Annotated in this window: 18 protein-coding genes; 5 read left to right on the top strand and 13 right to left on the bottom strand. The window is 72.0% G+C overall.

The window, feature by feature from the left end; all coding sequences use genetic code 11:
* Positions 1-15 precede the first annotated feature (15 nt).
* Positions 16-1,701, bottom strand: coding sequence for a (2,3-dihydroxybenzoyl)adenylate synthase (locus J2S57_RS27055; RefSeq protein WP_307248053.1), 1,686 nt, complete (start codon positions 1,699-1,701; stop codon positions 16-18).
* A 253-nt stretch (positions 1,702-1,954) separates the two neighbouring features.
* Between J2S57_RS27055 and J2S57_RS27050 the strand changes: the two genes are divergently transcribed.
* Genes J2S57_RS27050 through J2S57_RS27040 form a run of 3 tightly spaced genes read left to right on the top strand, consistent with a single transcriptional unit; the run spans position 1,955 to position 8,776 of the window.
* The gene (locus tag J2S57_RS27050; RefSeq protein WP_370882509.1) at positions 1,955-7,243 is read left to right on the top strand and encodes a type I polyketide synthase; all 5,289 of its coding nucleotides are present in this window, start codon (positions 1,955-1,957) and stop codon (positions 7,241-7,243) included.
* Between the two features lie 37 nt (positions 7,244-7,280).
* Positions 7,281-8,447, top strand: a complete 1,167-nt coding sequence (locus J2S57_RS27045) for an epoxide hydrolase family protein (protein ID WP_307248051.1) — start codon at positions 7,281-7,283, stop codon at positions 8,445-8,447.
* A gap of 23 nt (positions 8,448-8,470) precedes the next feature.
* Complete coding sequence (locus J2S57_RS27040; RefSeq protein ID WP_307248049.1) at positions 8,471-8,776, top strand: hypothetical protein; 306 nt, start codon at positions 8,471-8,473, stop codon at positions 8,774-8,776.
* Positions 8,777-8,842: 66 nt separating this feature from the next.
* On the opposite strand, the gene J2S57_RS27035 is transcribed toward J2S57_RS27040, so the two are convergent.
* The 5 genes from J2S57_RS27035 to J2S57_RS27015 all read right to left on the bottom strand — a co-directional run bounded on the left by J2S57_RS27035 (position 8,843) and on the right by J2S57_RS27015 (position 13,490).
* Positions 8,843-9,205, bottom strand: coding sequence for a VOC family protein (locus J2S57_RS27035; protein ID WP_307248047.1), 363 nt, complete (start codon positions 9,203-9,205; stop codon positions 8,843-8,845).
* Between the two features lie 57 nt (positions 9,206-9,262).
* Positions 9,263-9,565 carry a DUF1905 domain-containing protein gene (locus J2S57_RS27030; protein ID WP_307248045.1) on the bottom strand — a complete coding sequence of 101 codons (303 nt, stop codon included), beginning with the start codon at positions 9,563-9,565 and terminating at the stop codon, positions 9,263-9,265.
* A 61-nt stretch (positions 9,566-9,626) separates the two neighbouring features.
* Positions 9,627-11,015 (bottom strand): MFS transporter, encoded by a 1,389-nt coding sequence (locus J2S57_RS27025; RefSeq protein ID WP_370882712.1) that lies wholly within the window; start codon positions 11,013-11,015, stop codon positions 9,627-9,629.
* Between the two features lie 232 nt (positions 11,016-11,247).
* Positions 11,248-12,498, bottom strand: a complete 1,251-nt coding sequence (locus J2S57_RS27020) for a cytochrome P450 (RefSeq protein WP_307248041.1) — start codon at positions 12,496-12,498, stop codon at positions 11,248-11,250.
* Entirely contained in the window at positions 12,498-13,490 is a 993-nt protein-coding gene (locus J2S57_RS27015) for a PDR/VanB family oxidoreductase (protein ID WP_307248039.1), read from the bottom strand. The genes J2S57_RS27020 and J2S57_RS27015 overlap by 1 nt, the downstream gene beginning before the upstream one ends.
* A 185-nt stretch (positions 13,491-13,675) precedes the next feature.
* On the opposite strand from J2S57_RS27015, the gene J2S57_RS27010 reads away from it, so the two are divergent.
* Complete coding sequence (locus J2S57_RS27010) at positions 13,676-14,671, top strand: methyltransferase (protein ID WP_307248037.1); 996 nt, start codon at positions 13,676-13,678, stop codon at positions 14,669-14,671.
* 75 nt (positions 14,672-14,746) lie between these two features.
* Here J2S57_RS27010 and J2S57_RS27005 read toward each other — a convergent pair whose 3' ends face one another.
* The gene (locus tag J2S57_RS27005) at positions 14,747-15,955 is read right to left on the bottom strand and encodes a cytochrome P450 (protein WP_307248036.1); all 1,209 of its coding nucleotides are present in this window, start codon (positions 15,953-15,955) and stop codon (positions 14,747-14,749) included.
* On the bottom strand, positions 15,952-16,995 hold the full coding sequence (locus J2S57_RS27000) for a DUF1702 family protein (RefSeq protein WP_307248034.1): 1,044 nt from the start codon (positions 16,993-16,995) through the stop codon (positions 15,952-15,954). The genes J2S57_RS27005 and J2S57_RS27000 overlap by 4 nt, the downstream gene beginning before the upstream one ends.
* A 351-nt stretch (positions 16,996-17,346) precedes the next feature.
* Between J2S57_RS27000 and J2S57_RS26995 the strand changes: the two genes are divergently transcribed.
* Positions 17,347-18,324: a hypothetical protein gene (locus J2S57_RS26995; protein WP_307248032.1), complete on the top strand. Its 978-nt coding sequence runs from the start codon at positions 17,347-17,349 to the stop codon at positions 18,322-18,324.
* A 43-nt stretch (positions 18,325-18,367) separates the two neighbouring features.
* On the opposite strand, the gene J2S57_RS26990 is transcribed toward J2S57_RS26995, so the two are convergent.
* The 5 genes from J2S57_RS26990 to J2S57_RS26970 all read right to left on the bottom strand — a co-directional run bounded on the left by J2S57_RS26990 (position 18,368) and on the right by J2S57_RS26970 (position 25,264).
* Positions 18,368-18,877, bottom strand: a complete 510-nt coding sequence (locus J2S57_RS26990; RefSeq protein WP_307248030.1) for a helix-turn-helix transcriptional regulator — start codon at positions 18,875-18,877, stop codon at positions 18,368-18,370.
* Positions 18,878-19,895: 1,018 nt separating this feature from the next.
* Positions 19,896-20,954: a carboxymuconolactone decarboxylase family protein gene (locus J2S57_RS26985; RefSeq protein ID WP_307248028.1), complete on the bottom strand. Its 1,059-nt coding sequence runs from the start codon at positions 20,952-20,954 to the stop codon at positions 19,896-19,898.
* A gap of 108 nt (positions 20,955-21,062) precedes the next feature.
* Positions 21,063-22,037, bottom strand: coding sequence for a DUF1702 family protein (locus J2S57_RS26980; RefSeq protein ID WP_307248026.1), 975 nt, complete (start codon positions 22,035-22,037; stop codon positions 21,063-21,065).
* 249 nt (positions 22,038-22,286) lie between these two features.
* Complete coding sequence (locus J2S57_RS26975; RefSeq protein ID WP_307248024.1) at positions 22,287-23,348, bottom strand: enediyne biosynthesis protein UnbU; 1,062 nt, start codon at positions 23,346-23,348, stop codon at positions 22,287-22,289.
* Positions 23,345-25,264 carry a CRTAC1 family protein gene (locus J2S57_RS26970; RefSeq protein WP_370882711.1) on the bottom strand — a complete coding sequence of 640 codons (1,920 nt, stop codon included), beginning with the start codon at positions 25,262-25,264 and terminating at the stop codon, positions 23,345-23,347. The genes J2S57_RS26975 and J2S57_RS26970 overlap by 4 nt, the downstream gene beginning before the upstream one ends.
* Between the last annotated feature and the right edge of the window lie 370 nt (positions 25,265-25,634).

The following is a 25,634-nucleotide window of genomic DNA, read 5'->3' as shown; positions in this document are numbered from 1 at the left end:
TGTTCTCCTCGTGCGTCAGGCTGCCGCCGGGCCGGGCGACCCGTCGGGGACAGAGGTGCTCTCGCGGCCCAGGGCCCGCTTGTCGATCTTGCCGATGGCGGTGCGCGGCAGGTGCGGCACGACGACCATCCGGGCCGGCAGCTTGAACCGGGCGACCTCGTGGGCCGTCATGAACGCGCGCACGTCGTCGAGGGACGGCTCGCTGCCCGGCTCCGGCACCAGGTACAGACACAGGGCCTCGCCCAGGCGCTCGTCCGGCACGGCGACGGCGGCCACCTCGCGCACGCCGTCGAGTTGCCCGACCAGTTCCTCGATCTCGGCCGCGTCGATCTTCTCCCCGCCCCGGTTGATCAGGTCCTTCTGCCGGCCCAGGACGACCAGGTTGCCTCCGGGGGCGCGGCGCACCAGGTCACCGGTGACGTACCACCCGGAGGGGTAGAACTCCGCGGTGCGCACCGGGTCGTCGTAGTAGCCGACCGGGGTGTACGGGCCCCGGGTCAGCAGGAGGCCACCCTCACCGTCCGGCACGGGGAGCCCCTCCTCGTCCACGATCCGCACCTCGTCGTGGGGTGAGACCGGACGCCCCTGGGTGTTCATCACCACGTCGTCGGGGTCGCCGGGCCGGGTCATGCACAGCAGGCCCTCCCCCATGCCGAACACCTGCTGCAGGCGTGCGCCCAGCACCGGGCCGATCCGCGCGGCCGGGCCGGGGTGCAGCTTCGCGGCCCCCACCTGCAGCAGCCGCAGCGAGGAGAGGTCGGCGGTGCCCTCGTCGCGGTGGGCCCGGACCCAGGTGTCCACGACCGCCGGGACCGCCGCCGCCGCGGTCACGCGTTCCCGCTCGATCAGGCCGAAGACCAGCTCCGGGGAGGGCGAGCGCGCCATCACCACCCGGCCGCCCGCGATCAGCGTGCCCAGGAGGCCGGGCCCGAGGTTGGTGAAGCCGTGGGCGACCGGCAGCAGGCACAGGAGCACGGTGTCCGGCCCGAAACCGCACACGCGCAGCGCTTCCCGCATCATGTAGCCGAGGTCGTCGTTGGTGCGGGCGATGAGTTTGGGGACGCCGGTGGTTCCGCCCGACAGCAACAGCGTCGCCACCGAGGAGCCGCCCGGGTCCTGGGCGTCCAGGCGGGCGGCCGCGGCCGCCGGGTCGGCGGCGGGCCCGAGCAGTGAACGCAGGTCGAGACTCGCGGGCCGTGACGGTGTTCCCGCGACCAGGACGTGCTCCAGCGTGCCGGAGCCGGCGGCCACCTCGTGGGCCAGCTGCTCGTGGTCGAAGCCGTGGTGGTGGTCCATCACGACGAGGGCCCGCGCCTGGGCGCGGTCCACGACGCCCGCGAGCTCGGAGCGGCGGAACTGCATGAGGCTCCAGACCGGGATCAGGCCGAGGCGCAGGCAGGCCACGGTGACCACGACGAACTCCCAGCAGTTCGGCATCTGGACGACCACCCGGTCGCCGGGGCGCATTCCCCGGCCGGCCAGGCGTTCGGCCAGTCCGTCGGCGCGGGCCATGAGCTCGCCGTAGGTGATGCGGACGTCGCCGTCCACCAGGCACACCTGGCCGGGCCGGGGTCGGGCCGCCTCGGTGATCCGGGAGGCCAGCGACCGGCCCTCCCACAGGCCCAGGGCCCGGTAGCGTCGCGCGGCGTCCTGGGGCCAGGGCACCCCGAGCGCGCCCGAATTCGACGAAAGGCGTTGCACAGTAGACCATTCCTTCCCTCGGAACCTGAGCGTCAGAGTAGTTCGCCCGGATGGGGCGGCTGTCTTGTCAGGTGCGCACTTGCCGCGACGGTGCCCGGGGCGCGAGGGCCACCCCAGGAGGGCAGTCGTGAAGATGCCCGAAAGGCGTTTCCCGGCGCAGGATGAGCGCGCCGGGCATCAGATGTGGCGCGCCGCCAGATCCTTTCGCGGAGCGCCGGCCCGTCTGACATCGGACCTGAGAGGGAGATGGACCGTGACTGAAGGTCAGCCTGCGGGCGAGGCAATCGCCGTCACCGGGATGAGCTGCCGATTCGCCCCCGACCTGAATTCGCCGGAACGGTTGTGGGAGTTCATCTCCCAGGGACGGCACAGCGTTCGGGACATGCCTGAGAAGCGGTGGAAGGGTTACGCGGCGACCAGCCCGCAGGCCACGTCGATCCTGCGGAACGTCCCCCTGCGGGGCGCCTATCTGGACGACATCGAGGGTTTCGACGCCGAGTTCTTCGGTATCTCGCCCCGTGAGGCCGATTACCTGGACCCGCAGCAGAGATTCATGCTGGAGCTGACCTGGGAGGCGCTGGCGGACGCGGGGACGGCGCCGTTCGATCTGCGGGGCACCGAGGCGGGAGTCTTCACCGCCGCCAACACGAACGACTACGGTCGCCGGCTGCTGGAGGACATCCCGCTGACGGGGGCCTACGCGGTCAACGGCACCACGTTCTACGGGATCGCCAACCGGGTGTCGTACTTCCTGGACCTGCGGGGGCCGAGCGTGGCGGTGGACACCGCGTGCGCGGGGTCGCTGACCGCGCTGCACTACGCCTGTCAGAGCCTGCGTTCCGGGGAGATCCCGCTGGCGATCGTGGGAGGGATGAACATCATCTCCACCCCGACGCTGAACGTGGCCCTGGACGGGACGGGGGCGCTGTCGCAGGACGGGCGCAGCAAGGCGTTCGACGACGGCGCCGACGGTTACGGCCGGGGTGAGGGCGCCGCCGTGGTGGTGCTCAAGCGGCTCTCCGACGCCCAGGCGGCCGGCGACCCGGTCCTGGCGCTGATCCGGGGAAGCGGCGTGTTCCAGGACGGCCGCTCGGACGGGTTCATGGCGCCCAGTGGCCCGGCCCAGACGCACATGCTGCGCGAGGTCTACCGCCGGGCCGGGATCTCGCCGTCCACGGTCGGTTACGTCGAGGCCCACGGCACCGGCACGCCGGTCGGCGACGGTGAGGAGCTCAGTGCCATCGCCGAGGTCTTCGGGGCCGGGCGCACACCGGAGCGGCCCTGCGTGATCGGGTCGATCAAGCCGAACGTCGGCCACGTGGAGGGCGGTTCCGGCATCACCGGCGTCGTCAAGGCCGTCATGGCACTGCGTCACGGGGTCATCCCGCCGTCGCTGCACACCGCGCCGACCACCCGGGTGGACTGGCAGGCGGCCGGTCTGCGGCTGGCCGACCGTTCCCTGGACTGGGAGCGCGGCGAGTCCCCGCGCCGGGCCGGCGTCTCCAGTTACGGCGTGGGCGGGACCATCGCCCACCTGGTGCTGGAGGAGGCCCCGGCCCCGGTGGCGGGCGGCCCGGTCGCCGCCCCGGCCCCGGCCGGGGCCCAGGTCTTCCCGGTGTCGTCGATGTCCGAGGCGGGGCTGCGGGACCTGTCCGGTCTGGTCGCCGACTGGCTGGAGGCCCGTCCGGACACCGATCTGCAGCAGCTGCACCACACGCTGACCAGCCGCCGTTCGCATCTGAGTCACCGGGCCGGGATCGTCGCCGGGTCGGTGCCGGAGCTGGTGGCGGGCCTGCGGCGGGTCTCGGAGAACCGGGCCGCGCGCGGGGTGGAGACCGGTGAGACGCCGGCGGGGGCGCCGCAGGAGGGCACCCGCCCGGTGTGGGTGTTCTCCGGCCACGGGGCCCAGTGGCCGGGTATGGGCCGCACCCTGCTGGCGCAGGACCCGGTCTTCGCCGGGGTGATCGACTCGCTGGCCGGGGTCTTCGCCGAGGAACTGGGCTGGACGCCGCGGGAGGTCCTGCTGCGCGAGGGCGGGTGGAGCGCGGTCGAGGTGCAGGCGCTGACCTTCGCGGTGCAGGTCGGCCTCACGGCCGTCTGGCACCGCCGGGGTCTGCGGGCCGGTGCGGTGATCGGGCACTCGGTCGGGGAGATCGCCGCCGCGGTGGCCGCGGGGGCGCTCGACCTCTACGAGGCGGCGCGTTTCGCGTGCCGTCGTTCCGCCGCGCTCGAGCCGTTGGAGGGCCGGGGCGCGATGGCGATGGCCCCGCTCGCCTTCGGCGACCTGCAGCGACGGGTGCGCAACCGCCCGGGGGTCGACGCCGCGATCTCGGCCGACCCGGGGGCCAGTGTGCTGTCCGGTGACCGGGACGCGGTGCTGCGCCTCACGGACGAGTGGACGGCGCAGGGCCTGACGCTGCGTCCCGTGGCCTCGACCATCGCTTTCCACTCCGCCCACATGGACGCGGCGGTGGACCAGGTGCGTGCCGGCGCGGAGGACCTGCGGCCCCGCCCGCCGGTGATCCCGCTGTACAGCTCCACGCTGCCCGACGCGCGTTCCACGGCGCCGAGGGACGCCGGCTACTGGGCCGCCAACCTGCGCCGGCCCGTGCGTTTCGCCGAGGCGGTGCAGGCCGCGGTGGAGGACGGGCACCGGCTGTTCGTCGAGATCTCCTCGCACCCGGTGGTGACCCACTCGATCCGGGAGGCGTTGCTGCACCACGACATCGACGGCCTGGCCGTCGGCACCCTGCGCCGCGACCAGGACGAGACCCAGGCTCTGCTGGGCGCTCTCGCCCACCTGTACGCGCAGGGCGCCCGGGTGGACTGGCCGGACACCGGACGCACGCCGGCCCCGGTGCCGGTGCCGGCGGCGGCCTGGCAGCACCGCCCGTACTGGATCTTCCCCGACGACCAGGCGCAGGCGGGCCTCGGGCGGGGACACGAGCCGGACACGCACAGCCTGCTGGGCGGCCAGGTGACGATCAGCGGCGCTCCGGTGCGCCGGGTCTGGCAGACCCGCCTGGACATGGACACCCGGCCCTACCCGCTCAGCCACGGCCTGGTCGGGGTGGAGGTGACCCCGGCCGCCTCGATCCTGAACAGCTTCGCCGGGGCCGCGGGCACCGGGTCGGTCGTGGACCTGACCGACATCGTCCTGCGCACGCCGCTGGCGGTGCAGCCCGCGCGCATCGTGCAGGTGATCCGCGAGGCCGACCAGCTGCTGCTGGCGACCCGGCTGGCCGAGGACGCCGCCGGGAGCACGGGCGAGGAGTGGATCACCCACAGCACGGCGGTGGTGCAGACCGGCCCGCAGGGGGTGAGCGGGTTCCTGGACGCCGCGTCGATCCGGCCACGCCTGCCCGTCGGGTCGACGTCCCGGGCCGACGAGATGTTCGGCCGGATGGGCGTGGAGGGCTACGCGTTCCCCTGGACCATGAGCGAGCTGCGCTACGACGAGCACGAGCAGATCGCCACCCTCGACCTGCTGCCGCCCCCGGCCGAGCGGGCGATGAGCTGGGCCCACGTGATCGACGGGGCCCTGACCATCAGCGCGATGGTGGTCTCGCCCGGTGACGCGACCGAGCTGTGGATGTCACGCACCATCGACCGGGTGGCCTGGAAGGGCGAGCCACCGGCCCGCATCGTGGTGCACAGCACCCGCTCGCCGCGTTCCCCCCACGACTCGGTGGACGTGGTGGTGGCCACCGAGGACGGCGAGATCGTCTGCCTGGCCACGGGTCTGCGGTTCGCGGCGGTCGAGCACATGGGCAGCACGGCCGTCCCCCGCGAGCTGGTCCACGAGATCCGCTGGCAGCCGGTGCCCGCCGAGCCCGTGGCGTCCGGCGCACCCGTCCAGGTGCTCCTGGTCGGCCCCGCGGCGCACACCACGGCCTGGGCGACCGCGTTCGGGGCGGCCGGGATGCCCGCCCGGGAGGTGGCCACGGACGCCGAGGGCCGGGTGGAGCTTCCCCCGGGCGCTCTGGACCGGCCGACGGCGGTGATCGTGGCGCCCGGGCACAGCGCCCTCGGCCTCGACGACGCCGTGACCGCGGCCTGGTCGTTGACCACCACCGTCCAGGAGGTGGTCCGCGCGACCGGCCGTTCGGCGTCCACCCGGGTGTGGGCCCTGACCGAAGGGGTCCGCTCGGGCCGGGAGGCGGCCGCGGTCGCCCTGGCGCCGATGTGGGGCGTCTCGCGCATCGCGGCCGGTGAGCACCCGGAGATCTGGGGCGGCTGCATCGACGTCTCCCCCGGCGACACCTCGGCCGCCACGGTCGCCCATCTGGTCCGGGCCCTCAGCGGCGAGCCGGCGGCCGAGGACGTGCTCTCGGTGGACGCCGAGGGCATCTCGGCGCAGCGGCTGGCCCGGCTCGAGCGCAGTGCCGACGGCACCGCGCTGCGCTGCTCGTCCTCGGGAACCGTCCTGATCACCGGGGGTCTGGGGGCCCTGGGCCTCGAGGTCGCCCGGTGGCTGGCCGACCGGGGCGCCCGGCGGCTGCTGCTGGTCGGGCGCGAGGGGCTGCCGCCGCGCAGCACCTGGGCGCAGGCCAGTCCCGAGTCCCGCCCGCAGATCGACGCGGTCCTGGCCCTGGAGAGCTCGGGCGTCAGCGTGACCGTCCTGTCGCTCGACATCACCGACCGCGCCGCGGTGCGCCGGGCCCTGGCCCCCGGTGCCCTGGGACTGCCCCCGATCACCGGCATCGTCCACGCCGCCGGGGTGGTGCACGACGCGCTGGTGGACGACCTGGACCGGCTCGCGCTGCAGCAGGTGCTGGGGCCGAAGGCCCTGGGGGCGCTGAACCTGCACGAGATGTTCCCGCCCGGCTCCCTGGACTTCTTCGTGCTGTTCTCCTCCTGCGGGCAGTTCGCGCGCCTGACCGGGCAGGCCGCCTACGCGGCGGCCAACTCCTTCATGGACGTGCTGGCCCAGCACCGGTTCGCGGCGGGTGGTGAGGAGACCATCAGCATCGGCTGGACGGCCTGGCGCGGCGTCGGCCTGTCCCAGAACATCGAGGCGACCATGCTCGAGGCCAATCTCCGCGGGCTGGAGGCGGTCTCGACCGCCGAGGCGTTCCGGGCGTGGGACTTCGGCGACCGGTTCAGCACGCCGTACCAGGCCGTCATGCGGATTCTGCCGACCCCGCCGGGAGGCCCCCGGCTGCCGATGTTCCGCGATCTGGAGGTGGTCTCGGACGCGGGCGGCACCCACGACGACGGGGCCGGGTTCGACGTGGCCGCCCTGCCCGAGGACGAGTCCCTGGACCTGGTGCTGCGTGACGTGCGCGAGCAGGTGGGGGCCGAGCTCAACCTCGACCCCGAGGCCGTCCCGCTCAAGCGTCCCCTGGTCGAGCTCGGCATGGACTCGGTGATGACGGTGGCCCTGCGGGTGCGGATGCACCGCCGCTACGGCCTGGACCTGCCCCCGACCGTGCTCTGGGCCAAGCCCACCATCACCGCGCTCAGCCGTCACGTGCACGACACCCTGCGCGGGGTGGAGCCGGCCGAGGCCGTGTCCGTGATGAGCACGGACGGGGCATGAGCCCCGCACCGTCCGACACCAGCGAAAGGAGCCATCGATGAACCCGTTCCGTATCGACATCGACCGGTCCGAGATCGAGGACCTGCGGGCCCGGATCCGGGCCACCCGCTGGCCGGCCCCCGGCCCCTCGACGGACTGGTCGCGGGGCGTGCCCACGCCCTACCTCCAGGAACTGGCCGCCTACTGGGCCGACACGTTCGACTGGTACGAGGCCCAGGACGAGATCAACCGGATCAGCCAGTCGCTGGTCGGGCTGGACGGCCTGGACGTGCACGTGCTGCACGCGCGCTCGCCCGAGCCGGACGCCACGCCGCTGATCCTCACGCACGGCTGGCCGAGCTCGTTCGTGGAGTACCTGGACGTGATCGGCCCGCTCAGCGATCCGCGGGCGCACGGCGGTGACCCGGCGGACGCCTTCCACGTCGTGGTGCCGTCGCTGCCCGGGTTCGGATTCTCCGGCCCCCAGCCGGAATACGGATGGACACTTCCCCGGATCGCGGGCATGTGGGCCTCGCTGATGCACCAGCTGGGCTACGAGCGCTACATCGCGCAGGGCGGCGACATCGGCGCGTGGGTCACCCAGACCCTCGCGGTCATGGACGCACCCCACGTGGCGGGCGCCCACCTGAACTTCCTGATCACGCCGCCGCCTCCCGGGGATCCGGCCGCCCTGGCCGGCCTGACCGAGCAGGAGGGCGCGAGACTCGGCCTGCTGCAGCGCTTCGCCGACGACGGCGTCGGGTACATGGCCCTCCAGGCCAGCCGGCCGCAGACGCTGGCCCACTCGCTCAGTGACTCGCCCGTGGGTCAGCTGGCCTGGATCATCGAGAAGTTCCACGACTGGGCCGACACCGAGAAGCTGCCCGAGGACGCCATCAGCCGCGATCGACTGCTGATGAACGCGTCGGTATACTGGCTCACTCGTTCTGGTGGTACGTCGGCGAACCTCTACTACGACAACAGGGATGTCATGCCGTCAGCGGCAACGCCCCCGCCTCTCCCGCCGCCTGTGCCCGTGCCTTCGGGTGTTTCGGTCTATCCCGGTGACGCGGCGCTGCCCGTGCGCCGTTTCGCGGAACCGATGCTCCCGAACATCGTGCAGTGGACGGAACACGACCGGGGCGGGCACTTCCCCGCCCTGGAGGAGCCGGACCTGTTCGTCGAGGACATCCGTTCGTTCGCGCGCACCATCAGTCAGCGGTAAACCGAACCCGGGAGGTCGCAGTCATGGGGAACGCCTTCGTCGTCCAGTACGAGACGTCGTCCGAAAAGGCCGACGAGAACCAGCGTCTGGTCGAAGCCGTGTTCGCCGAACTGGCCGCCAAGGCGCCGGCGGGCCTGTCGTACGCCAGTTTCCGCCTGGCCGACGGCGTGAGTTTCGTGCACGTGGGCCGGTACGAGGGTGAGGGCGACAGCCCGCTGCCGGCCCTGGACGCGTTCAAGGAGTTCGCGGCGGGCATGGCCGACCGGGCCCCGGCCGGGGCCCGCCCGAGCGGTGCGACCCTGATCGGGGAGTACGGCTTCGGCGACTGAGAACGCCGATACGGCAGGAGGGCGGGACCCGTACGGGTCCCGCCCTCCTGTGGTGATCCGGTGAGATCAGCCCATCAGGCCGACCACGTTGCCGTCGGGGTCCTTGAACGCCGCGATGCGCCCGGTGGGCGTCTCCCGCACCGTCATCAGCACCTCGGCGCCCAGCTTCTCGGCCTGGGCCAGGGACTGCTCGATGTCCGCCACCGGGAAGTAGGGCACCAGCCCGACGTAGGGGCTGCCCTCGACCGCGGTGGCGATACTGCCTGCCGGAGGCTGGCCTTCGCCCCCGCTGACCATGGCGAAGTTGTCGTCGAGGCCCTGCACGGCCCATCCGAAGAGATCGCCGTAGAAGGCCCGGCTCCGGGGGGAGTCGGGGGTGGAGATGTCGAACCAGCCGGGAGTGGCGGACGAGGGGGTGTTTTCGCTCATGACGCGGTTCTTCCTCCGGGTTGCGTTCTGCGTGGACTCAGCTGGCCGCGGATCGGATCAGCTGAAGCGGGCGTTGATGCGGACGGTGATCTCGTCGCCGACATCCTTCTTGATGGCCTTCTTCAGCGCGGTGTTGATGGGCACCATGTGGGTTCCGTCGCCCATCGGCATCAGCGTGGCCTTGAACTCGTGTTCGCCGTCGATCAGACCGCCGACCTTGATGGCCTTGCGGGTGCCGAAGTAGTCACCCGATCCGGCCATGAAGACGCAGGTCCATCCGTTGGTGTGCTTCTGGATGGTCTCGGTGAACGTGGTGTCGGGCTCTGCCTCGGACTTTGACTCGGACTTTGCCTGTGCCATAGGAAGAGACGCTCCTCGGTGATCGGTGACGATGGCCGTGCAGGTGGACAGCGAGCGCTGTTCAGTGGATGTTCGTGGCCTGTTCCGCGATGGGGTCGCGCATTTCGGTGTCGACGCGTTCCAGGAGGGCCGCGACCAGGACGGCGCAGAAGATGGCCAGCCCGGCTCCGATGCGCAGGGCCAGGGCGTAGCCGTCGGTGGTGGCCTGGGCCGGGCTCGCGCCGGTGGCCATGTGGTCTTCCGCGTAGCGGATGGCGAGCGTGACCAGGACGGCGACTCCGAGTGCGCCACCGATCTGCTGGGCGGTGCTCTGAACCCCTGAGGCCAGGCTGGAGTTGTCGGCGGTGACCTTGTGCAGGGCGGCGTTGGTGCCCGAGGGCATGCCCAGGCCGGCGCCGAGGCCGAAGACCACCATGCCCGGCAGAAGCGTTGTCCAGTAGGGGTTGTCCGGCTGCAGGAGGCTGCTGATGAGCAGCCCGACGCCGGCGACGAAGAACGACACCGCGCACACGGCCTTCACGCCCAGGCGGGGCACCAGCGCGGTGCCGATGCCGATGCCGACACCGATGCCGACGGACAGCGGCAGCCAGGCCAGGCCGGTGATCAGCGGCGAGTAGCCGAGGATCTGCTGGTTGAACAGGGTGAGCATGAACGTGTACGACAGGAACGCGGCCATGAAGAACACCGACGCGAAGTTCATCACCGAGCGAGTGCGGTTGGCGAAGAACGACAGTGGCACCAGCGGGTTGCTGACCTGGGCCTCGATGACGACGGTGACGGCGAGCACCGCCACGCCGATCAGCACCGGCACGAGGACCTGGGTCGAGGTCCAGGCGTGCGAGGAGGCCCGCACCAGGCCGAAGACCAGGGCGACCATGCCGACCGTGAGGCCGAGGGCCCCGGCGTAGTCGACGCGGCCCTGTGAGCGCATCCGGCTCTCCCCGACCATGCGGGGAATGAGGACCAGGGCGACCACGGCGACCGGGACGTTGATGAAGAAGAGCCAGCGCCAGTCGAGGAATTCGGTGATGACGCCGGAGAGGATGTAGCCCAGGGTGGCGGACATGCCGCTGATCCCGGCCCAGGCGCCGAACGCCTTGGTGCGTTCCTTGGGGTCGGTGAACAGCAGGGCGAGAAGGCCCAGCGAGGCCGGTGCGGCGAGCGCCTCGGCGAGGCCCTGCCCGAATCGGCCCGCCACCATGACTCCGGGGTTCGGGGCCAGGCCGGACATCATCGAGGAGATCCCGAAGACGACGATGCCGCTGATCAGGAGCCGACGGCGGCCGAGCACGTCGGCCAGGCGGCCGCCCAGCACGAGGAACCCGCCGGCCATCAGTGCGTATCCGTCGACGACCCAGACCAGGCCCGCCCGGCTGAATCCCAGCCCGTCCTGGATCTGCGGGAGGGCGATGTTCACCATCGTCATGTCGAGAAGGATCATGGCCTGCAGAACGCAGAGCAGAACGAGAACCCGCCATCGGCGAGAATCCGAATCATGTTTTATTTCTAGGCGATCTGCGGCGCTGGACTGCTCCGTCTGCGAGTTGGGGTCTGAGACCGACACGCATTCTTTCCTCTCGTCTGTGAGCAGGTGAACCCGAGGGACGAAAAATGCATGGCCGCGCTGATCCCCCGTACAGTTCAGTCTAGCAACCGTTAGTAGCGCCATTGCGACGAAAAGCTCAGCCCGGACCCGGCGCAGACGTCCGCACGCCGCTGACCAGCTCGGCCCGTAGCGGCAACGACTCCCAGGCGCGCACCGTGTTGTTCAGGCGGCGGCGCGGCGGCCCGGCCGGTTCCAGCCGCCGGACCCGGCGCCGGAGCGCGGCCAGCAGGCATTCCGCCTCCAGCCGGGCCAGGTGCTGGCCGACGCACTGGTGCACGCCGAACCCAAAACCCAGATGCCCGGACGGGTCTCGGGTCAGGTCGAAGCGTTCGGGATCCTTCCAGCGGCGCGGGTCCCGGTTGGCCGCACCGAGAAACAGCAGCACCTTGCTGCCGGGCGGGATGGTCAGGCCGTCAATCACCGCCGGGGCCGCGGTGGTTCGGAAGAACGTCTGGATCGGGCTCGCCCAGCGCAGCACCTCGTCGAAGGCGTGACGCAGCAGGGCCGGGTCGTCGCGCAGCAACTCCCACTGCCGCGGTTCGGTCGAGAACGCGTGCAGCGCCGCCGCCAGCGAATGGACGGTCGTGTTGAAACCGGCGGCGAAGATGGAACGCACCAGACCGAGCGCCTGGGCGGGAAGAATCTGCCGGCGGTCGGCCGCCGACCAGATCTGGTCGCCGAGACTCCCCCGGGTGAAGACGTCGCGCTCACAGTTGCGGGCGACCCATTCCGCCAGCCACGGGGCCTGATTCCTCCCGGCCCGGGCCAGCTCGTTGCGGGGCCCGAAACCGTTCAGCAGGAAGTCGCTGAATTCGAGAATGTGTTCACGGCCCTCCTCCGGGATGCCGAGAGCCGTTCCCATGACGTTCAGCGGAAAGGTCCGGGCCAGATCGCCGAAACCGTCGAATTCCCGGGATTCCCCGGATCCGGGCGGCAGGACTCGGTCCACCAGCTCGTCGGCGGCCCGCGTCCACTCCTCCCGCATCCGGCGCTGGGTGGAGGGGCCCAGCAGGTCCTCCAGGATCCGGCGGGGGGCGTCGTGCCACGGTGGGTCCGCCTCGAGCACCACGCTGAGAGGACGACGAGGTTCCCGGGCCCAGAAGTCGACCAGGCCGGCGCCCGCCCCGGACCGGAAGGTCTGCCAGTCCTGCAGGGCCGCCCGCACGTCCTGGTAGCGGGCGATGCCGTAGACGTCGTGGGCGCGCAGCCGCACGACGGCCGCGGTGTCCCGGATCGTCGCGTCCAGCGGGTACGGATCGGCCAGCACCCGCTCGTCGAACGGGTCGACGTCGATCTCCGGCGGCCGGCGGCCGGGCTCCCCGTCCATCAGAGGTTCAGCACCAGGCGGCGGCCGTGCGAGCGCGAGACGCAGGGATACATCAGGCCCGACTCCTCGCGCTCGTCGTCCTCGAGCACCGAGTCACGATGATGCGGACGCCCCTCCAGCACGACGGTCTCGCAGGTGCCGCAGACGCCCTGCCCGCACGACGACATCACCTCCGCGCCCGCCGCGCGCACCGCGTCCAGGACCGAGACGCCGGGGCCGACGGTGACCGTCCGCCCCCGGCGGGCCAGGACCACCTCGAACGTGTCCGGGCCCCCGGACGACTCCTGCGCCCGGGCCACGAAACGCTCGCTGTGGAACAGGCCGGCCGGGCGCCCGGCGGTCGCGGCGCGCGCGGCGTCGATCAGCGGGGCCGGGCCGCAGACGTAGACGTGTTCCCCGAGGGCGTCGGGGCCGGCCGCCCCGATCCACGCGGCGACGTCCGGGCGGGCGTGCTCGTCCCCGGCGCTGACGGTGACCCGGTCGCCGTAGGTGGCCAGCTCGTCCAGGAACGGCATCCCCGCGCGCGCCCGGCCCCGGTAGAGCAGGTCCCAGGGCACCCCGGTGCACTGCGCCTGATAGATCATCGGCAGCAGCGGCGTGATGCCGATGCCCCCCGCCACGAAGCGGTAGCGCACCGCGGGGATCAGGGGGAACCGGTTGCGGGGAGCGGACGCGGCGACCTCGCTGCCGACGTCGAGCCGGTCGTGGACGTAGGCCGAACCGCCCCGGCCGGCCGGTTCGCGGCGGACCCCGATGCGGTACCGGCCCGCGTCGTGCCGGTCGCCGCACAGCGAGTAGGGGCGGACCAGGCCGCCGGGCAGTTCCAGTTCGATGTGGGCGCCGGGGGTCCAGTCCGGCAGCCGTGCGCCGGTCACGGCCTCCAGTTCCAGGGCCACGACGTCCCGGGCGACCAGGGTCCTGGACCGCACCCTCAGACTCGCCTTCGTCCCGTCCATCGTCCCGACCTTCGTCCCGATGCTGCCCGGGCCCATCGTCACTCCTCCCGACGTACCACCGGACCCACGATGACCCGTCCGGGACGGCGCCGGCGTGTTCCCGCGTGCCGTAACGCTTCCGGGCCCGGACCGAGCACCCTGCGACAAGGGCACCGGCCGGTCGTCGCGGCAGGCTGGAGCCCGGCGGACGACGACGGACGACAGCGGACGGGCGGAGAATCATGGATGCGAACAGGCGCGCCGGGGTGCGGTCCCTGGCCGATCTGGCGACCCCGATGGCGATCCGGGTGGCGGCCACCCTGGGCCTGGCCGACCGGCTCGCGGCCGGCCCGGCCACGGCCCAGCGGCTGGCCCGGCAGGTGGACGCCGACCCGGACGCGCTCGGGCGGCTGCTGGACCACCTGGTGACGACCGGCCTGCTGGAACGGGACGAGGGCGCCTACCGCCTCACCGCCCTGGGGGAAGAACTGCAGGAGAACCGTTCCCGGGACTGGCTCGACGTCGCCGGGGCGGTCGGGCGGGGCGATCTGAGCTTCGTCGACCTCCTGCACTCGGTCCGGACCGGGGAACCGGCCTACCCGGTCCGGAACGGGCGGACGTTCTGGGAGGACCTCGATCACGACCCGCACCTGGCCCGCTCGTTCGACGCCCTGATGGCGCGGCACACCCGCACCGACGTGCGGGGGCTGGCGCAGAGCCTGGACTGGGGGGCGCTGCGGCACGTGGTCGACGTGGGTGGCGGCAACGGCACCCTGCTGGCCGACCTGCTGACGGCTCACCCCGGGCTGCGGGGCACCCTGGTCGACCTGCCGGGGCCCGCCGCCCAGGCCCGCCGGACGTTCCTCGAGCGGGGGCTGGAGGGGCGGGCCGACGTGGTCGCGGGAAGCTTCTTCGACCCGCTCCCGGCCGGGGCCGGGGCCTACCTGCTGTCCGCGGTCCTGCACGACTGGTCGGACGAGGCGGCGGTCGCGCTGCTGACCGGCTGCGCCGACGCGGCCGGGGCACGGGGCCGCGTGATGGTCGTGGAGGCGATCGGGGCCGGAGGAGAGGCCCCGGACACCGCGATGGACCTGCGGATGATGGTGTACATGGGAGGACGCGAACGGGGTCTGGACGCGATCGCGGCCCTGGGCGCGAAGGCGGGCCTGGGCGTCCGGGCCGTGCACCCCGTTCCGGGGCGCTCCTTCATGTCCGTCGTCGAACTGGCCGCGGCCTGAGCACTTTCCGGCAAAGCACGGAGGCGGCCGGCCCGAGGGGCGGCCGCCTCCGTCACGTCCGAGGGGTGGAACCGCTCAGGCGGCCGGACGGCGCGCCCGGACCCGGACGGTGAACGGCCCGGGAGCCTGCGACATCCGGGCCACGGGATCCGGGACCACCCCGGGCACCAGGTCGAACTCCAGTTCCTGGCAGGCCCGGCGCAGCCAGGTGGCCGCCTCGAGGTCGGCCAGCGCGCCCCCGGGACAGGCCCGCGGTCCCTGCCCGAAGTCCAGGCGCCGCCCGCTCTGCGAGCGCCCGGGCTCGAACCTGCCCTCGCGGCTCCAGGCCGGGTCGTGGTGCAGGGCGTGGACGCAGACCACCACGTCGTCGCCCCGGTGCACCCGCTCGGTGCCGATCCGGTGCGAGGTCAGTGCCCGCCGGCTGATCAGCCAGACCGGTGGGCGCAGCCGCGTCACCTCCCGGAAGACCGCGGTGAGGGAGACGGCGGCGGGGTCCTCCGGCGGGCGGGCCAGCGCGCGCTGGATCTCCGGGCGGCGGCTCAGGTACATCAGGGCCCACGCGATCGTGGCCGCCGTCGTCTCGTAGCCGGCCAGCAGCAGGGTGAGCAGCCGGTCCGGGGTCGCCCAGGCCGCGTCGGGGGTGTCGCCGGTGGCCAGGGCGCGGCGGGCCGCCTCCAGCAGAAGCTCCTGGTCGGCGCGGGCGCGGCGGGAGGCGAACGGACGCGCGAAGGTCGGCACGAGCTGCTGGGTGATGGTCTCGAACATGATCTGGTCCTGGATCCGGTCGAACGAGGGCACCACCTCGTCGGCGCGGGGAGCGGTGAAACCCATGGCCAGGCCCAGGCAGTCGAGCGTGTACTGGGCCACGTGGTGACGGGGGTCCAGGTCCGTCCACTCCGGCCCGGCCCAGGCCGCCACGCTGGCCCGGGCCAGCTCGTCGACCTGCGGGCCCAGGCGCTGCACGCGGCGGGCGGCCAGCCGGCTCGCGACCGGGGTGCGCTGGTCGCTCCACTCGGTGCCGTGCGCGACCAGCACCCCGTGCCCGAGCCAGCGCCCGGACTCGGCCTGGCCCAGGCCCTTCGCGTACTTGTCCGCCTCGTCGACCAGCAGCTGCCGCACCTGCTGCGGGTCGCTGAGCACGATCAGCCGGCGCCGGGGCAGCCGGACCACCACGCCCTCGGGGTGCTCGAGGCTCAGCCGGGTGAGGGTCGCGAGCTTGTCCCGCATCATCACGACCAGGGTCCGGGCGGTCTGCGCCGGGCCGAGGTGCGCCCAGCCGCTCACCGGGCACCCACCAGCCGGGCGCCCACCGCGTCGACGTCTCGGTCGACGGGTTCGTGGCCGTCGTGGCCGTCGTGGCCGTCGCGGTCGGGGGCGTGGGTGGCGTAGTACCCGGCCACCTCGCAGCGCCAGCGGGCCGCGGCCGACCAGTCCCCCGCGTCCACCACCCCGGAGCGGGGCAGATGGGCCCGGGCCAGGGCGTGCACGGTCTCCACCGTCCCGTCGCACAGGACGCGGGCGGCGAGGTGGGTGTGTTCCACGCTGGCTCCGGCGCGGTCCCGGGCGCCGACGGCGAAGGTCGCGCCCTGCCGCAGCCACGGGCTGTACTCACCGCTGGTGGCCCGCAGTTCGCGCAGGCCGGCCTCGTCGCGGCCCCCGGCGTAGGCGGCGGCCAGGCCGACGCCGGCCCACAGGGAACCGGCCGCCGAGGGCGCGAAACGGCCGACGTAGTCCGCCAGCCGGGCCGGGCCGCCACCGGCCACGAACCACAGGCCCCGGCCGACGCCCTGCATCAGGTGCTGGTGCGCGTCCTGCGGACGGCCGGGCCAGGCGGACAGGGGAAAGCCGACCCCGAGCTCGTCGAAGACCCGGCGGGTCCGGAAGAACACCTCGTGGAACCCGTACCCGTCCAGGACCAGGGCCGCGTGCACCGGGTCCAGCCGGCTCAACGAGGGCCACAGCGGGCGCGGGGTGCGGGCCAGGGCCCAGCCGAGGCCGACGTGGATCATGTACACGTGCCGCTCACCGGCACAGGCCAGCAGGTCGCGGAAGTGCCGGCCGCCCGGCCGGAGAACGTCCCGCAGGGCCGCGGCCATGCCCAGGCCCTCCATGGCGAAACCCCGCAGATCGTCGTCCAGGTCCGCCAGCGACCGGACGGCGCTCACCGCCCCCGGCTCGACCAGACCCGCCCGGTACCCGGTGAGGAACGAGCGCCCGACGTCCTCGCAGCGGGACGGGCCCGCCTCCCACTCGGCGAAACCCCTCCGCTCGGGATCGACCTCCCGTTCGGGGACCCCGAGGAGCCCCCACCGGATCCTTGCCATCAGTGCATGCACCGGCCGGACTCCCTCCGCGACAACCAGGTACGCGACGGGCGCACCCACCTGCGACCAATGTCCGGTGCCGGGCCCGGTGCGACCACCTCCTGGCGTGCTCACGGACGCTCACGGTCACCAGGAACGATCGTGCGCAAATCCGACGATGGGCGTGACACGCGTGAAGGAATGGGTCCATTGTGTGCAAAGTGACCTATCGTGAGGTCGCAGACGACGTTCGGCACGCGAAAAGTAGGGGGACCGCGGCCGACGACCTAGGGTCACGAGCATCAGTCCTTCTTCGCGACGGCGAAGGACTGGTCCTCACGTCGGGACTAGCAGGGGGGACGTGAGCCATCCATGCCCAGCGCCGTGGTGGAGGACGATGTTCCTCTCGAGGCGATCCGTCCGGGCCCGGGACTGCGCCTGGGTGGCCTCGACCAGCAGCACGTCGAACGCCTCGTCGAGGTCCTGGACGACATTCCCCCCATCCTGCTGAACCGGGCATCGCTCGAGCTGATCGACGGAGCCCACCGGGTGGCGGCCGCGCTGCACGCCGGACGGCACACCATCACCGCGAAGCTGGTCAGCGGCAGCGAGCTGGATCTCCTGAGCCTGTCCCTGAGCGCGAACGCCCGGCACGGGCTGCCGCTGACCAGGGCCGACCGCCGGCAGGCGGTGGCCCGGGTGCTGGAGCTGAGTCCCGACCTGTCGAACCGGCACGTGGCCACCCTCGCCGGGGTCTCCCCGGGAACGGTGGCCCGGGTGCGCACCTGTTCAACCGTTCCAACGGGCCAGTCGAACACGCCGGCGGGCGAGGTCGTGCGCCGAGGGGCCGACGGCCGGCGACGCCCGTTGTCGACGGAGGCCGGGAAACTCGTGGCCCGGGAACTGTTCCTGGCGAACCCGGAGGCGACTCAGCGCCAGGTCGCCGCGGCCGCGGGCATATCCCTCGGCACCGCCCACCGCGTGCACCGGGAACTCCTGAGCTCGGGCGACCCGCAGCCGGTGCCCGCCTCACCGGAGCTGCGGATGGTGACCGGCGCGATGGACGACCTGCCCGCCGCCGCCCTGCCCAGCATCCTGCTGGAGCGGCTGGTGCGGGATCCGGCGATGTGCCGAACGGCCGGTGGTCGCGAACTGCTGGCCCGGCTGCGGGGAATGGTGCTGACGGGTGACGACAGCAACCGCCTCACCCTCGGGGTACCCGCCCACCGCCTGGACGCCACGGTGCGGCTGATCCGGCAGGCGGCCCGGGCCTGGATGATCATGGCCCGCGACCTCGAGGCCCGTGCCGCCGACGCCGACGAGGCGACCGCCCTGCCCGGCCCCTCCTGAGGGGCTCCCCCTGAGACTCCCACCGGGACGGCAGGGACCGGGCTCAGAACGGCAGGTCGGCGTCCGCCACGCTCTTGGCGTTCTCGATCGCCATCAGGACCATCCGGGCCTCGGGACGGACTTCGCCCCGGGGACAGTCCTCTTCGGGCGGGCAGGGCCGCCGGCGTCGCTGCCGGAAGGTCGTCGGTGGCACGCCCACGATCTTCTTGAACCGCGAGCTGAACGTGCCGACGCTGGCATACCCCACCCGATAGGTGATCTCGGTGAAACTCAGATCGGTCTCGTCGAGCAGTTCCTCGGCCAGCACCATCCGGTACTCGGACAGGAACTGCCCGGGCGCCATTCCGATCATGCGCTGAAAAACACGGGTGTAATGGAATTTACTGAAGAAGGCCCATTCCGCCATCATCGCCACGGTCGGCTGATCGGAAAGATTGGCCCGCAGCAGGTTGATGGAGCGGAGTACCGCCAATTCATGACGAGCGAAGCGCCGGTGAACATTGTTTTCCTCGGCCCACCCGATACTTTCGCGCCCCTCGACCAGGATGCTCATGGATTGACTGTAAGCGCACCACGGAAAGGTCACCATTGTTCGACGGAACAACTTGGCGAGCAGGCGTTATTTTAAAGGAAAGTCAGAGAATAGGTTTCCCCGATGTTGCGTAATTCATTACCGCAGAGCCGGTTTGACCTTCACCCGGACGCGCCATGATCGACTCTCTCGCACCGGCCGCCAGAGAGCCGAGATCATCTACGGCAAGGGCGCTTTGGGTCTGCAGCGGCCGTACCCCGGGCGCGGGCATCCCCAGAGCGCAGAGCGGGATTCTGATTCGTGACGAGGGGTGGCGGTCGCCGCTCGCGCCAGATCGGTTGTCCGGACAGCAATCAGTCACACCGCACCCTGAGGTCCGGCCGGCGCGCGAAGCCACGGAGCCGGGACGCCGGACGCTCGGCGGACCGCGACGGGAGGGCCGAAAAGGAGTCGCCCGGGCGGGGTTCAGGCAGACAGAGCCCGACGCTCGCGGCACCAGGACGACCCGGGGCGGCAGAAGGCTCACGGGGTTCTCAGAGCGGGCTCAGGGCGGGCTCACGAAGGGCTCACGGGGGCTCGCGGCAGGCTCAGGGCGGGCTCGCGAAGGGCTCGCGGCGGGCTCAGGGCGGGCTGTCGGCGGGCTCTCGGCGGGCTCTCGGCGGGCTCTCGGGGGGTCTCTCGGGGGCTCACCGAGGACCCACGGCGGGGCACCAGACGACACGCAGCCCGTCACGGTCCGGCCGGGGCAGATCGCCGGACCGGGCAGAACGCCAGACGGGCCTGTCCTCTCGCGATCCGGTCCGCACACAGCCGGAATGCCCACGACCGGACCGGACCGGACCGGCCCAGGCCCAAACCAGGCCCGGACCGCCGCACAGCGAGAGCACCGCGCACCGAGAGCACCGCACAGCCCGACCACCGCACCAGCCGACCGATCCGGGCGGTGACCCGCGCTCCCGGGGTGACCGGCGCGTCCTCAAGCAGGCGCCCCTTGACGAAAACCCGCAGGCCTCTCAGCGGCGCCCGCCGACGCCCGGTCTCAGACGCCCAGCCCCAGCCGCGACGCGGTGCGGCGGCCCATCTCGAAGGCCGCGGTCAGGCTCGCCCACGCGGTGAGCTCGACGAGCGCCGCGTCGTCACCCCCGGCGGCGCGGAAGGCCGCGACCGTGGCGTCCTCGACCCGGTAGGCCGCCAGGGCCGTGAGGACGCCCAGTTCCCCCGCGGCCCTCTCGGCGGCCGGCAGGCCGTCCACGGCCGAGGTCAGCCAGGCGCGACCCAGCGGCGGCGCCTCGCCGCTCCAGCGCGCGACCACGTCCCGGACGCACTCGCGGACCCCGACCGGCACGGACCTCTCCCCCGCCGCCTCGATCGCCGCCCGCACGCGACGCAGTGCCTCCGTCAGCCCGTCGTCACCCGGGTCCCAGCCCAGGTCGGCACGGGGATCGGCATCGTTCGCGGCGGCGGGCAGGAGGTCGAGCGCCCGGCCCGGAACCGGCGGGGTGCGCTCGGCGTGCAGCTGCAGCCGGGCCAGCACCGGGCCGACGACCCTCGCGGCCACCGGCGGCGCGCCCGGGGGCAGCGGCTTGTCCCCCAGGAAGACGCTCACCACGCGGTTCAGGTACTCCATCATGGTCACCACGGCGATCAGCTCACCCACGGGGGCACCTAACCAGAGTGGTTGCGCCGCAATGATTTCGGGATCACGACCCGCCTGCACCCAGCGGGCCAGCGCGTCCACCCGCTCCGGCCGGCGGCCGGGCCGGGCCTGTGGCCCGAGCAGTCCGGTCAGCATGCCGGAGTGCACCTCGACGCAGTAGGGGCAGCGGTTGGCCTCGGAGACGGTCACCATCACGGTCTCCTTCTCCGCGCGGGTGGCCTCCCGGGGCACGAGAAGGGTCTCCCGCAACAGGTTCCACGCCGCCGACAGCACGGGCGGGCTGGAGGCGTGCAGGAGCATCGGGGGCGCCAGGATCCCGAACTCCTGCTCCATCTCGCGGTACACGCGGTCCACGCCTGCGCCCCGGGTCACCGGCGCCACGTGCCGGAGTTGGGCGAACGACTTGCCGCGCAGCATCTTTCGCACCGGCACCTGCCACATGAGCGTTCTCCTCCACCGCGCCGGGCCCGGGTCCCTGATCCTGTGCGCCGGACCGGGGCAACCGGTCCGGCGTTCCTCGCATCAACGCGTCCGTGCGCGAACCAGGCGTCAGGGAGCGGCGACCGGCAGCGCTTGCTTGATCCGGCGGCGCCAGACCTCGAACGCCGGCTCCCGCGGGCCGTCCGCCGGGAGGTCGTGCAGCGCCTCGTCGGTCAGCGCGCCGGCCTCCTCGACCGTGGTGCCGCACAGGGCCCGCACCGCCGTCGAGGTGTGCGGGACCACCAGCCCGGCCAGCAGCCGGGCCTGGGCGGCGAACGCCGATCCCTGCGCCAGGTCGGGCTCGTACGGCCCCGCCAGCACCCGCAGCCGCTCCAGCTGATCGCCCTGAACGTAACCGGCGTAGGTGGCCGCCAACCCGAGACCGCCCCAGAGGTCGGACTGACGCGACGGGGCGAACGACGAGATCTGGGCCGCCGCCCGCTCCACGTCGGCGCCGCAGACGAACCACAACGCCCGGCCCACTCCCTGATCCAGGGCCCGGGGCGCGTAACCCGAGGGGTCGGGCCAGGGCGGGCGCATCCGGATCGGGGCCTGACGGCGCACGTACTTCTCGGTGCTGAAGTAGGCCTCGTGAAAGCCGTACCCGTCCAGGGCCAGCCAGCGCAGCAGCGGGTCGTGCAGGTCGAGCCGGCCCCAGAGCATCCGCGGCACCCGGGCCATGGCCCAGCCGACCCCGACCTGGAGCATGTACTTGTGGGCGGCACCGGCCCCCGCGGCCAGGGCGGCCGACTGACGCCGGGGGAACGCCGAGACCGCGTCGCCGATGGCCATGCCCATGCCGGCGCCCTCGTAGGCGAACCCGCGGAGCTGGGGCTCGAGACGGTCGAGGGTCCCGGTGAAGTCCGAGGGCCGGCGGCTCTGCAGCGCCAGCTCCAGACCGTGCAGGAAGGTCGCTCCCGTCTCCTCCAGCCGCTTCTGGGCCTGCGGCTCACCGGGGGTGAATCCCCGGCGGGCGAAGGTGACCTCGGACTGGTCGGGCATGAGCAAGGTCGTGCGTAACCGGCCCCACGTGCTCGTGCTCATCAAGCATCTCCCTACTGCTGCATGCGGACACAGGAGCATCGAACGGCGCGGATCGAGCGGGCCGTGGGATGCCGCTCGCGACCCCGATCAGGATTGTCACGGGCGCAGGACGCGGGCTCGACCAGCCTGACAGTGGTGTCGGCGGCCGTGCATCTTCGAGCGTGCCCGTTCGCCGGGCGGCGGTGACGGGCATGCCGGTGAGCGTGGACCGAACCACGGTCCACGCTCACCGACCGGGAGGTTCCCGGGTCAGGCCACGGGTGCGGGAACCGCCTCACGCGCCTCGGGCTGCGGTGCGGCGGCGCGCGCCTCGTACGTGCGCCGCCAGTGCACCGCCCACCAGCCGAGACCTCGCAGCCCGCAGACGATCGCGGTGGCGAAGAAGAGCGTGTAGACGACGTTCATCGCGATCAGGATGCCGTACACCCCGGCCACGGACGCGCCGAACATGAACTGCGCCCGGGCCTTCGTCGGGGTCGTGCCCGGGTCGGTGATCATGTAGTTGGTGAACAGGACGAAGGCCACCCCGGTGATCGGCCCGAGGGCCGAGTACAGCGAGATGTCCCAGATGGCCCAGCGGATGAGGGCCTGGATCACGAACCCGCCCACCCAGCCCATGATCAGCGCCACCCGCTTGGTCAGGAGTGCGTTGATCACGGTTCCGGACGTCAGGATGAGCATGGGGACGAGGAGCCGGAAGAGGTTGTTGGCGTGCTCGACGAACATGTACGGCGGCGAGATGCTGACCCAGGACCCGAAACACAGCAGGGTGGCGGCGATCCCGAAGTTCGACGGGTTCATGAAGTGCCGCATGCGCCCGTTGATGGGTGCCTGCAGGGCGTGCTTGCCGGCGACCCCGACGAAGACCCCGAACAGGATCGGCAGAATCAGGTCGTTCGCGTAGAGCAGCATGTTCACGGCCAGCGCGGTGATGTGCGAGGGCAGCAGGAACTCGTACATCCCCCGCGCGCCCTTGCCCTGGAACCGCGGCTCGCGTTGCTGGGCCCAGGCGCTGACGTACTCCAGCACGATCTCGACGCTGTAGGCGAACAGCACCGAGATGATCGGCCACAGCCAGGGCTGCTCGAAGCCCAGCACGGTGTAACCGAGAATGTTGAAGATGCTGATCGAGATCGCGAAGTTACGCAGGGCCAGGTAGCGCGGGTCGGCGGGCTTCTTCTCGGCGATGGGCCCCGGCGGGGTGGCCGGCCCGGAGGGTGACGTCGGCCCGGGCTGCGTCGTGGGTGCCGGAGTTGATGGTCGCTGCGTTCCGGCGCTGTCGGCGGCCTGCTGTTCTGCGGTCGTGGTCATCGTCCGGAAACCTCCTCGATCGTGTCGGTGAGCATCAGGTTGTGCGTGCCCGGGGCCAGCTGCGTGGTCTCGCGGTGCAGGGTGCCGTCCACGTCCCGCCACTTCACCTCCACCGACGTCGCGCCGGAGTGGTCACCGAGCCCGAAGTGGACCCCGAAGCTGCGGAACCCGCTGTGGCCACCACCGCCGTCCAGCTGCGAGGTCTGCGTGCCCGACGGTGTTTTCACGGTGACGGTGGCGTTGTAGGCCGGGGCTCCCAGGCCTGCCAGGCCGCTTCCGGCCGACGCCTCGTCGACGCTGGGCCGGTAGAGGTTCAGGTCGAGGGCGTTGCCCCGGTCGGTGGCCGTGTTGGCGTAGAAGACCGGCGGGCCCCACTGCCGGGCGACGGCGAAGTCGAGGGCGCCGGTTCCCGTCGTGTCGGCGGTGGCGATCGCCCGGGTGGGCGTGTCGTCGGTGATCCCCAGTTCCTTGCTGATGTTGACGTATGCCCCGTCCTTGGACGAGCGGGCGTAGAAGGCGAGCACGTTGTGGCCCGAGATGTCGCTACCAGGTGTCAGTTTCGGCCACATCTTGGGCGTGCTCAGCAGCACGTCGTTCATCATGGCCATCTCCTGCAGCCAGGCCCACCGGTCGGTCTCGCCCTGGACGAAGCCGGTCGCCTGCACGACGCTCATGTCGCCGTTGTTCAGGAAGTCGCCGGCCTTGACGTCCCAGCACCAGCCGGTCCAGGCCAGTCCGTAGTCGGCCGCCTCCTGGGTGAAGGGCGCCACGCCCTTGCTCAGCGAATCGGCCATGTCGGCTCGGCTCTCGCTGTTGTTCACGAAGACGAAGTTGCTCTCCTCCAGGCCCCACGCCTGGTCGATGTTGCTGACCAGGATGTCGAACTTGCCCTCGCCATTGATGTCGGCGAAGTCGACCCCCATGCCCTTGAAGGAGTCCTTGCCCAGCACGAACGACTTGGGCGTGGTCGGGGTCCGCTCCCCCTTCACGGTCTTGAACCGGATGTTGCCGGGGGTGGAGATGTTGTGCAGCAGGTGGTCGCGCCCGAAGTCGTTGGCGATGTAGAGGTCCGGCAGGCCGCTGTCGGTGAGCTCGGCACCGGCGATGGCCAGCGTCCAGCCGGTGGCGTCCGCGTACGGGATCGCCTTCTTGTTCTCGACGTACGAGACCGTCGGCTTCTCACCCGAGGTGCCGCCGAGCCACTGCATCACGTGGTCACCCCCGGCGTTGACCGCGCTGGAGAGCGACGTGTTCATCGTGGTGTTCTTCAGCCCGTTCGGGTCGAGCACGTCGGAGTCCGGGAAGTAGTTCCCGACGACGATCGAGGGGTGCCCGCTGCCGTCCAGGTCACCCACGTAGATCGCGTCGGTGTTCCACCGCGGCCCGTGGTAGCGGCCGTCCGGCGACTCGTGAGGTACGAGTTCGACCGGGTGGTAGGCCGCGTTGCTCAGTTCCGTGGCCCCGGACTTCGCCAGGAAGACGATCGGTGTGCGTCCCCAGTACGAGACCAGGATGTCCATCCGCCCGTCGCCGTTGTAGTCGCCGGGCGTGCAGCCGGTCGGGGCCATGGCCGCGTCCATCGGCAGCGCGACGGGATCCAGCACGAACGGCGTGAACCGGTCTGCGTCGGGCGCGGTCGGGGTGTAGGTGACGACGACCGCGTCGGTGCGGGTGTCGACGACGCAGACGCCGTCGGAAAGCCCGTTCCCGACAAGGTCGTTCATCGCGATGCTGGCGCCGACGGAGGAGATCCAGGCCTTGATGTTCTCGTACTCGGGATTGACCCGGCGCACGGTGTTCATGGGCTGGTCGTCGTAGCCGGGCGGCATCGCGAGCGGCTGGCCCTTGAACGAATACCCTTCGCTCACCGCGGCACTCGACGGAGTCCCGTGACCCACCTGGACGCCCGTGAACATCAGGGCCGCCACCAGTAGGGTCACGACTCCGGGAACAAGTCGTCGTAGGCGATCTTTCAGGGGCATCGTCTTCTCCATGGGGTCCGGGGAGTCTCGGGGGCGGGGCCCGCTCCACGAGTCTGCGACAGCCTCGAGGGGCTTCCTTCTCGTCCCTTGCTCCATCACCCACGTGACCAGGCCGCGGCCCCTGCCCGTATTCATCCACCGGGCACGACATCACGACCGTCGCCGCACGAATCATGCTGCGGCTGAGCGATGTTCGAAACGATCGCCGCGGGGGCAGGCACTGTCCGACCCGAAAGCCCCTGGCCATCAGACATTGACACCAATCGGTGTCAAATTTGTGGCACTTCCCGCCGCTTCCGGTTTG

It is taken from the genome of Kineosporia succinea (genome assembly GCF_030811555.1).
GTDB lineage: Bacteria > Actinomycetota > Actinomycetes > Actinomycetales > Kineosporiaceae > Kineosporia > Kineosporia succinea.
The sequence above is the reverse complement of the archived record's forward strand: the minus strand, read 5'-3'. Positions and strand labels throughout refer to the sequence as shown.

Coding starts and splice junctions, on each gene's coding strand:
- J2S57_RS26975 (WP_307248024.1), bottom strand. CDS start 23,348: ATGACCACGACCGCAGAACAGCAGGCCGCCGACAGCGCCGGAACGCAG.
- J2S57_RS26980 (WP_307248026.1), bottom strand. CDS start 22,037: ATGAGCACGAGCACGTGGGGCCGGTTACGCACGACCTTGCTCATGCCC.
- J2S57_RS27000 (WP_307248034.1), bottom strand. CDS start 16,995: ATGGCAAGGATCCGGTGGGGGCTCCTCGGGGTCCCCGAACGGGAGGTC.
- J2S57_RS27015 (WP_307248039.1), bottom strand. CDS start 13,490: ATGGGCCCGGGCAGCATCGGGACGAAGGTCGGGACGATGGACGGGACG.
- J2S57_RS27020 (WP_307248041.1), bottom strand. CDS start 12,498: ATGGACGGGGAGCCCGGCCGCCGGCCGCCGGAGATCGACGTCGACCCG.
- J2S57_RS27045 (WP_307248051.1), top strand. CDS start 7,281: ATGAACCCGTTCCGTATCGACATCGACCGGTCCGAGATCGAGGACCTG.
- J2S57_RS26995 (WP_307248032.1), top strand. CDS start 17,347: ATGCCCAGCGCCGTGGTGGAGGACGATGTTCCTCTCGAGGCGATCCGT.
- J2S57_RS27010 (WP_307248037.1), top strand. CDS start 13,676: ATGGATGCGAACAGGCGCGCCGGGGTGCGGTCCCTGGCCGATCTGGCG.
- J2S57_RS26990 (WP_307248030.1), bottom strand. CDS start 18,877: ATGAGCATCCTGGTCGAGGGGCGCGAAAGTATCGGGTGGGCCGAGGAA.
- J2S57_RS26985 (WP_307248028.1), bottom strand. CDS start 20,954: ATGTGGCAGGTGCCGGTGCGAAAGATGCTGCGCGGCAAGTCGTTCGCC.
- J2S57_RS27030 (WP_307248045.1), bottom strand. CDS start 9,565: ATGGCACAGGCAAAGTCCGAGTCAAAGTCCGAGGCAGAGCCCGACACC.
- J2S57_RS27040 (WP_307248049.1), top strand. CDS start 8,471: ATGGGGAACGCCTTCGTCGTCCAGTACGAGACGTCGTCCGAAAAGGCC.
- J2S57_RS27035 (WP_307248047.1), bottom strand. CDS start 9,205: ATGAGCGAAAACACCCCCTCGTCCGCCACTCCCGGCTGGTTCGACATC.
- J2S57_RS26970 (WP_370882711.1), bottom strand. CDS start 25,264: ATGTTCACGGGCGTCCAGGTGGGTCACGGGACTCCGTCGAGTGCCGCG.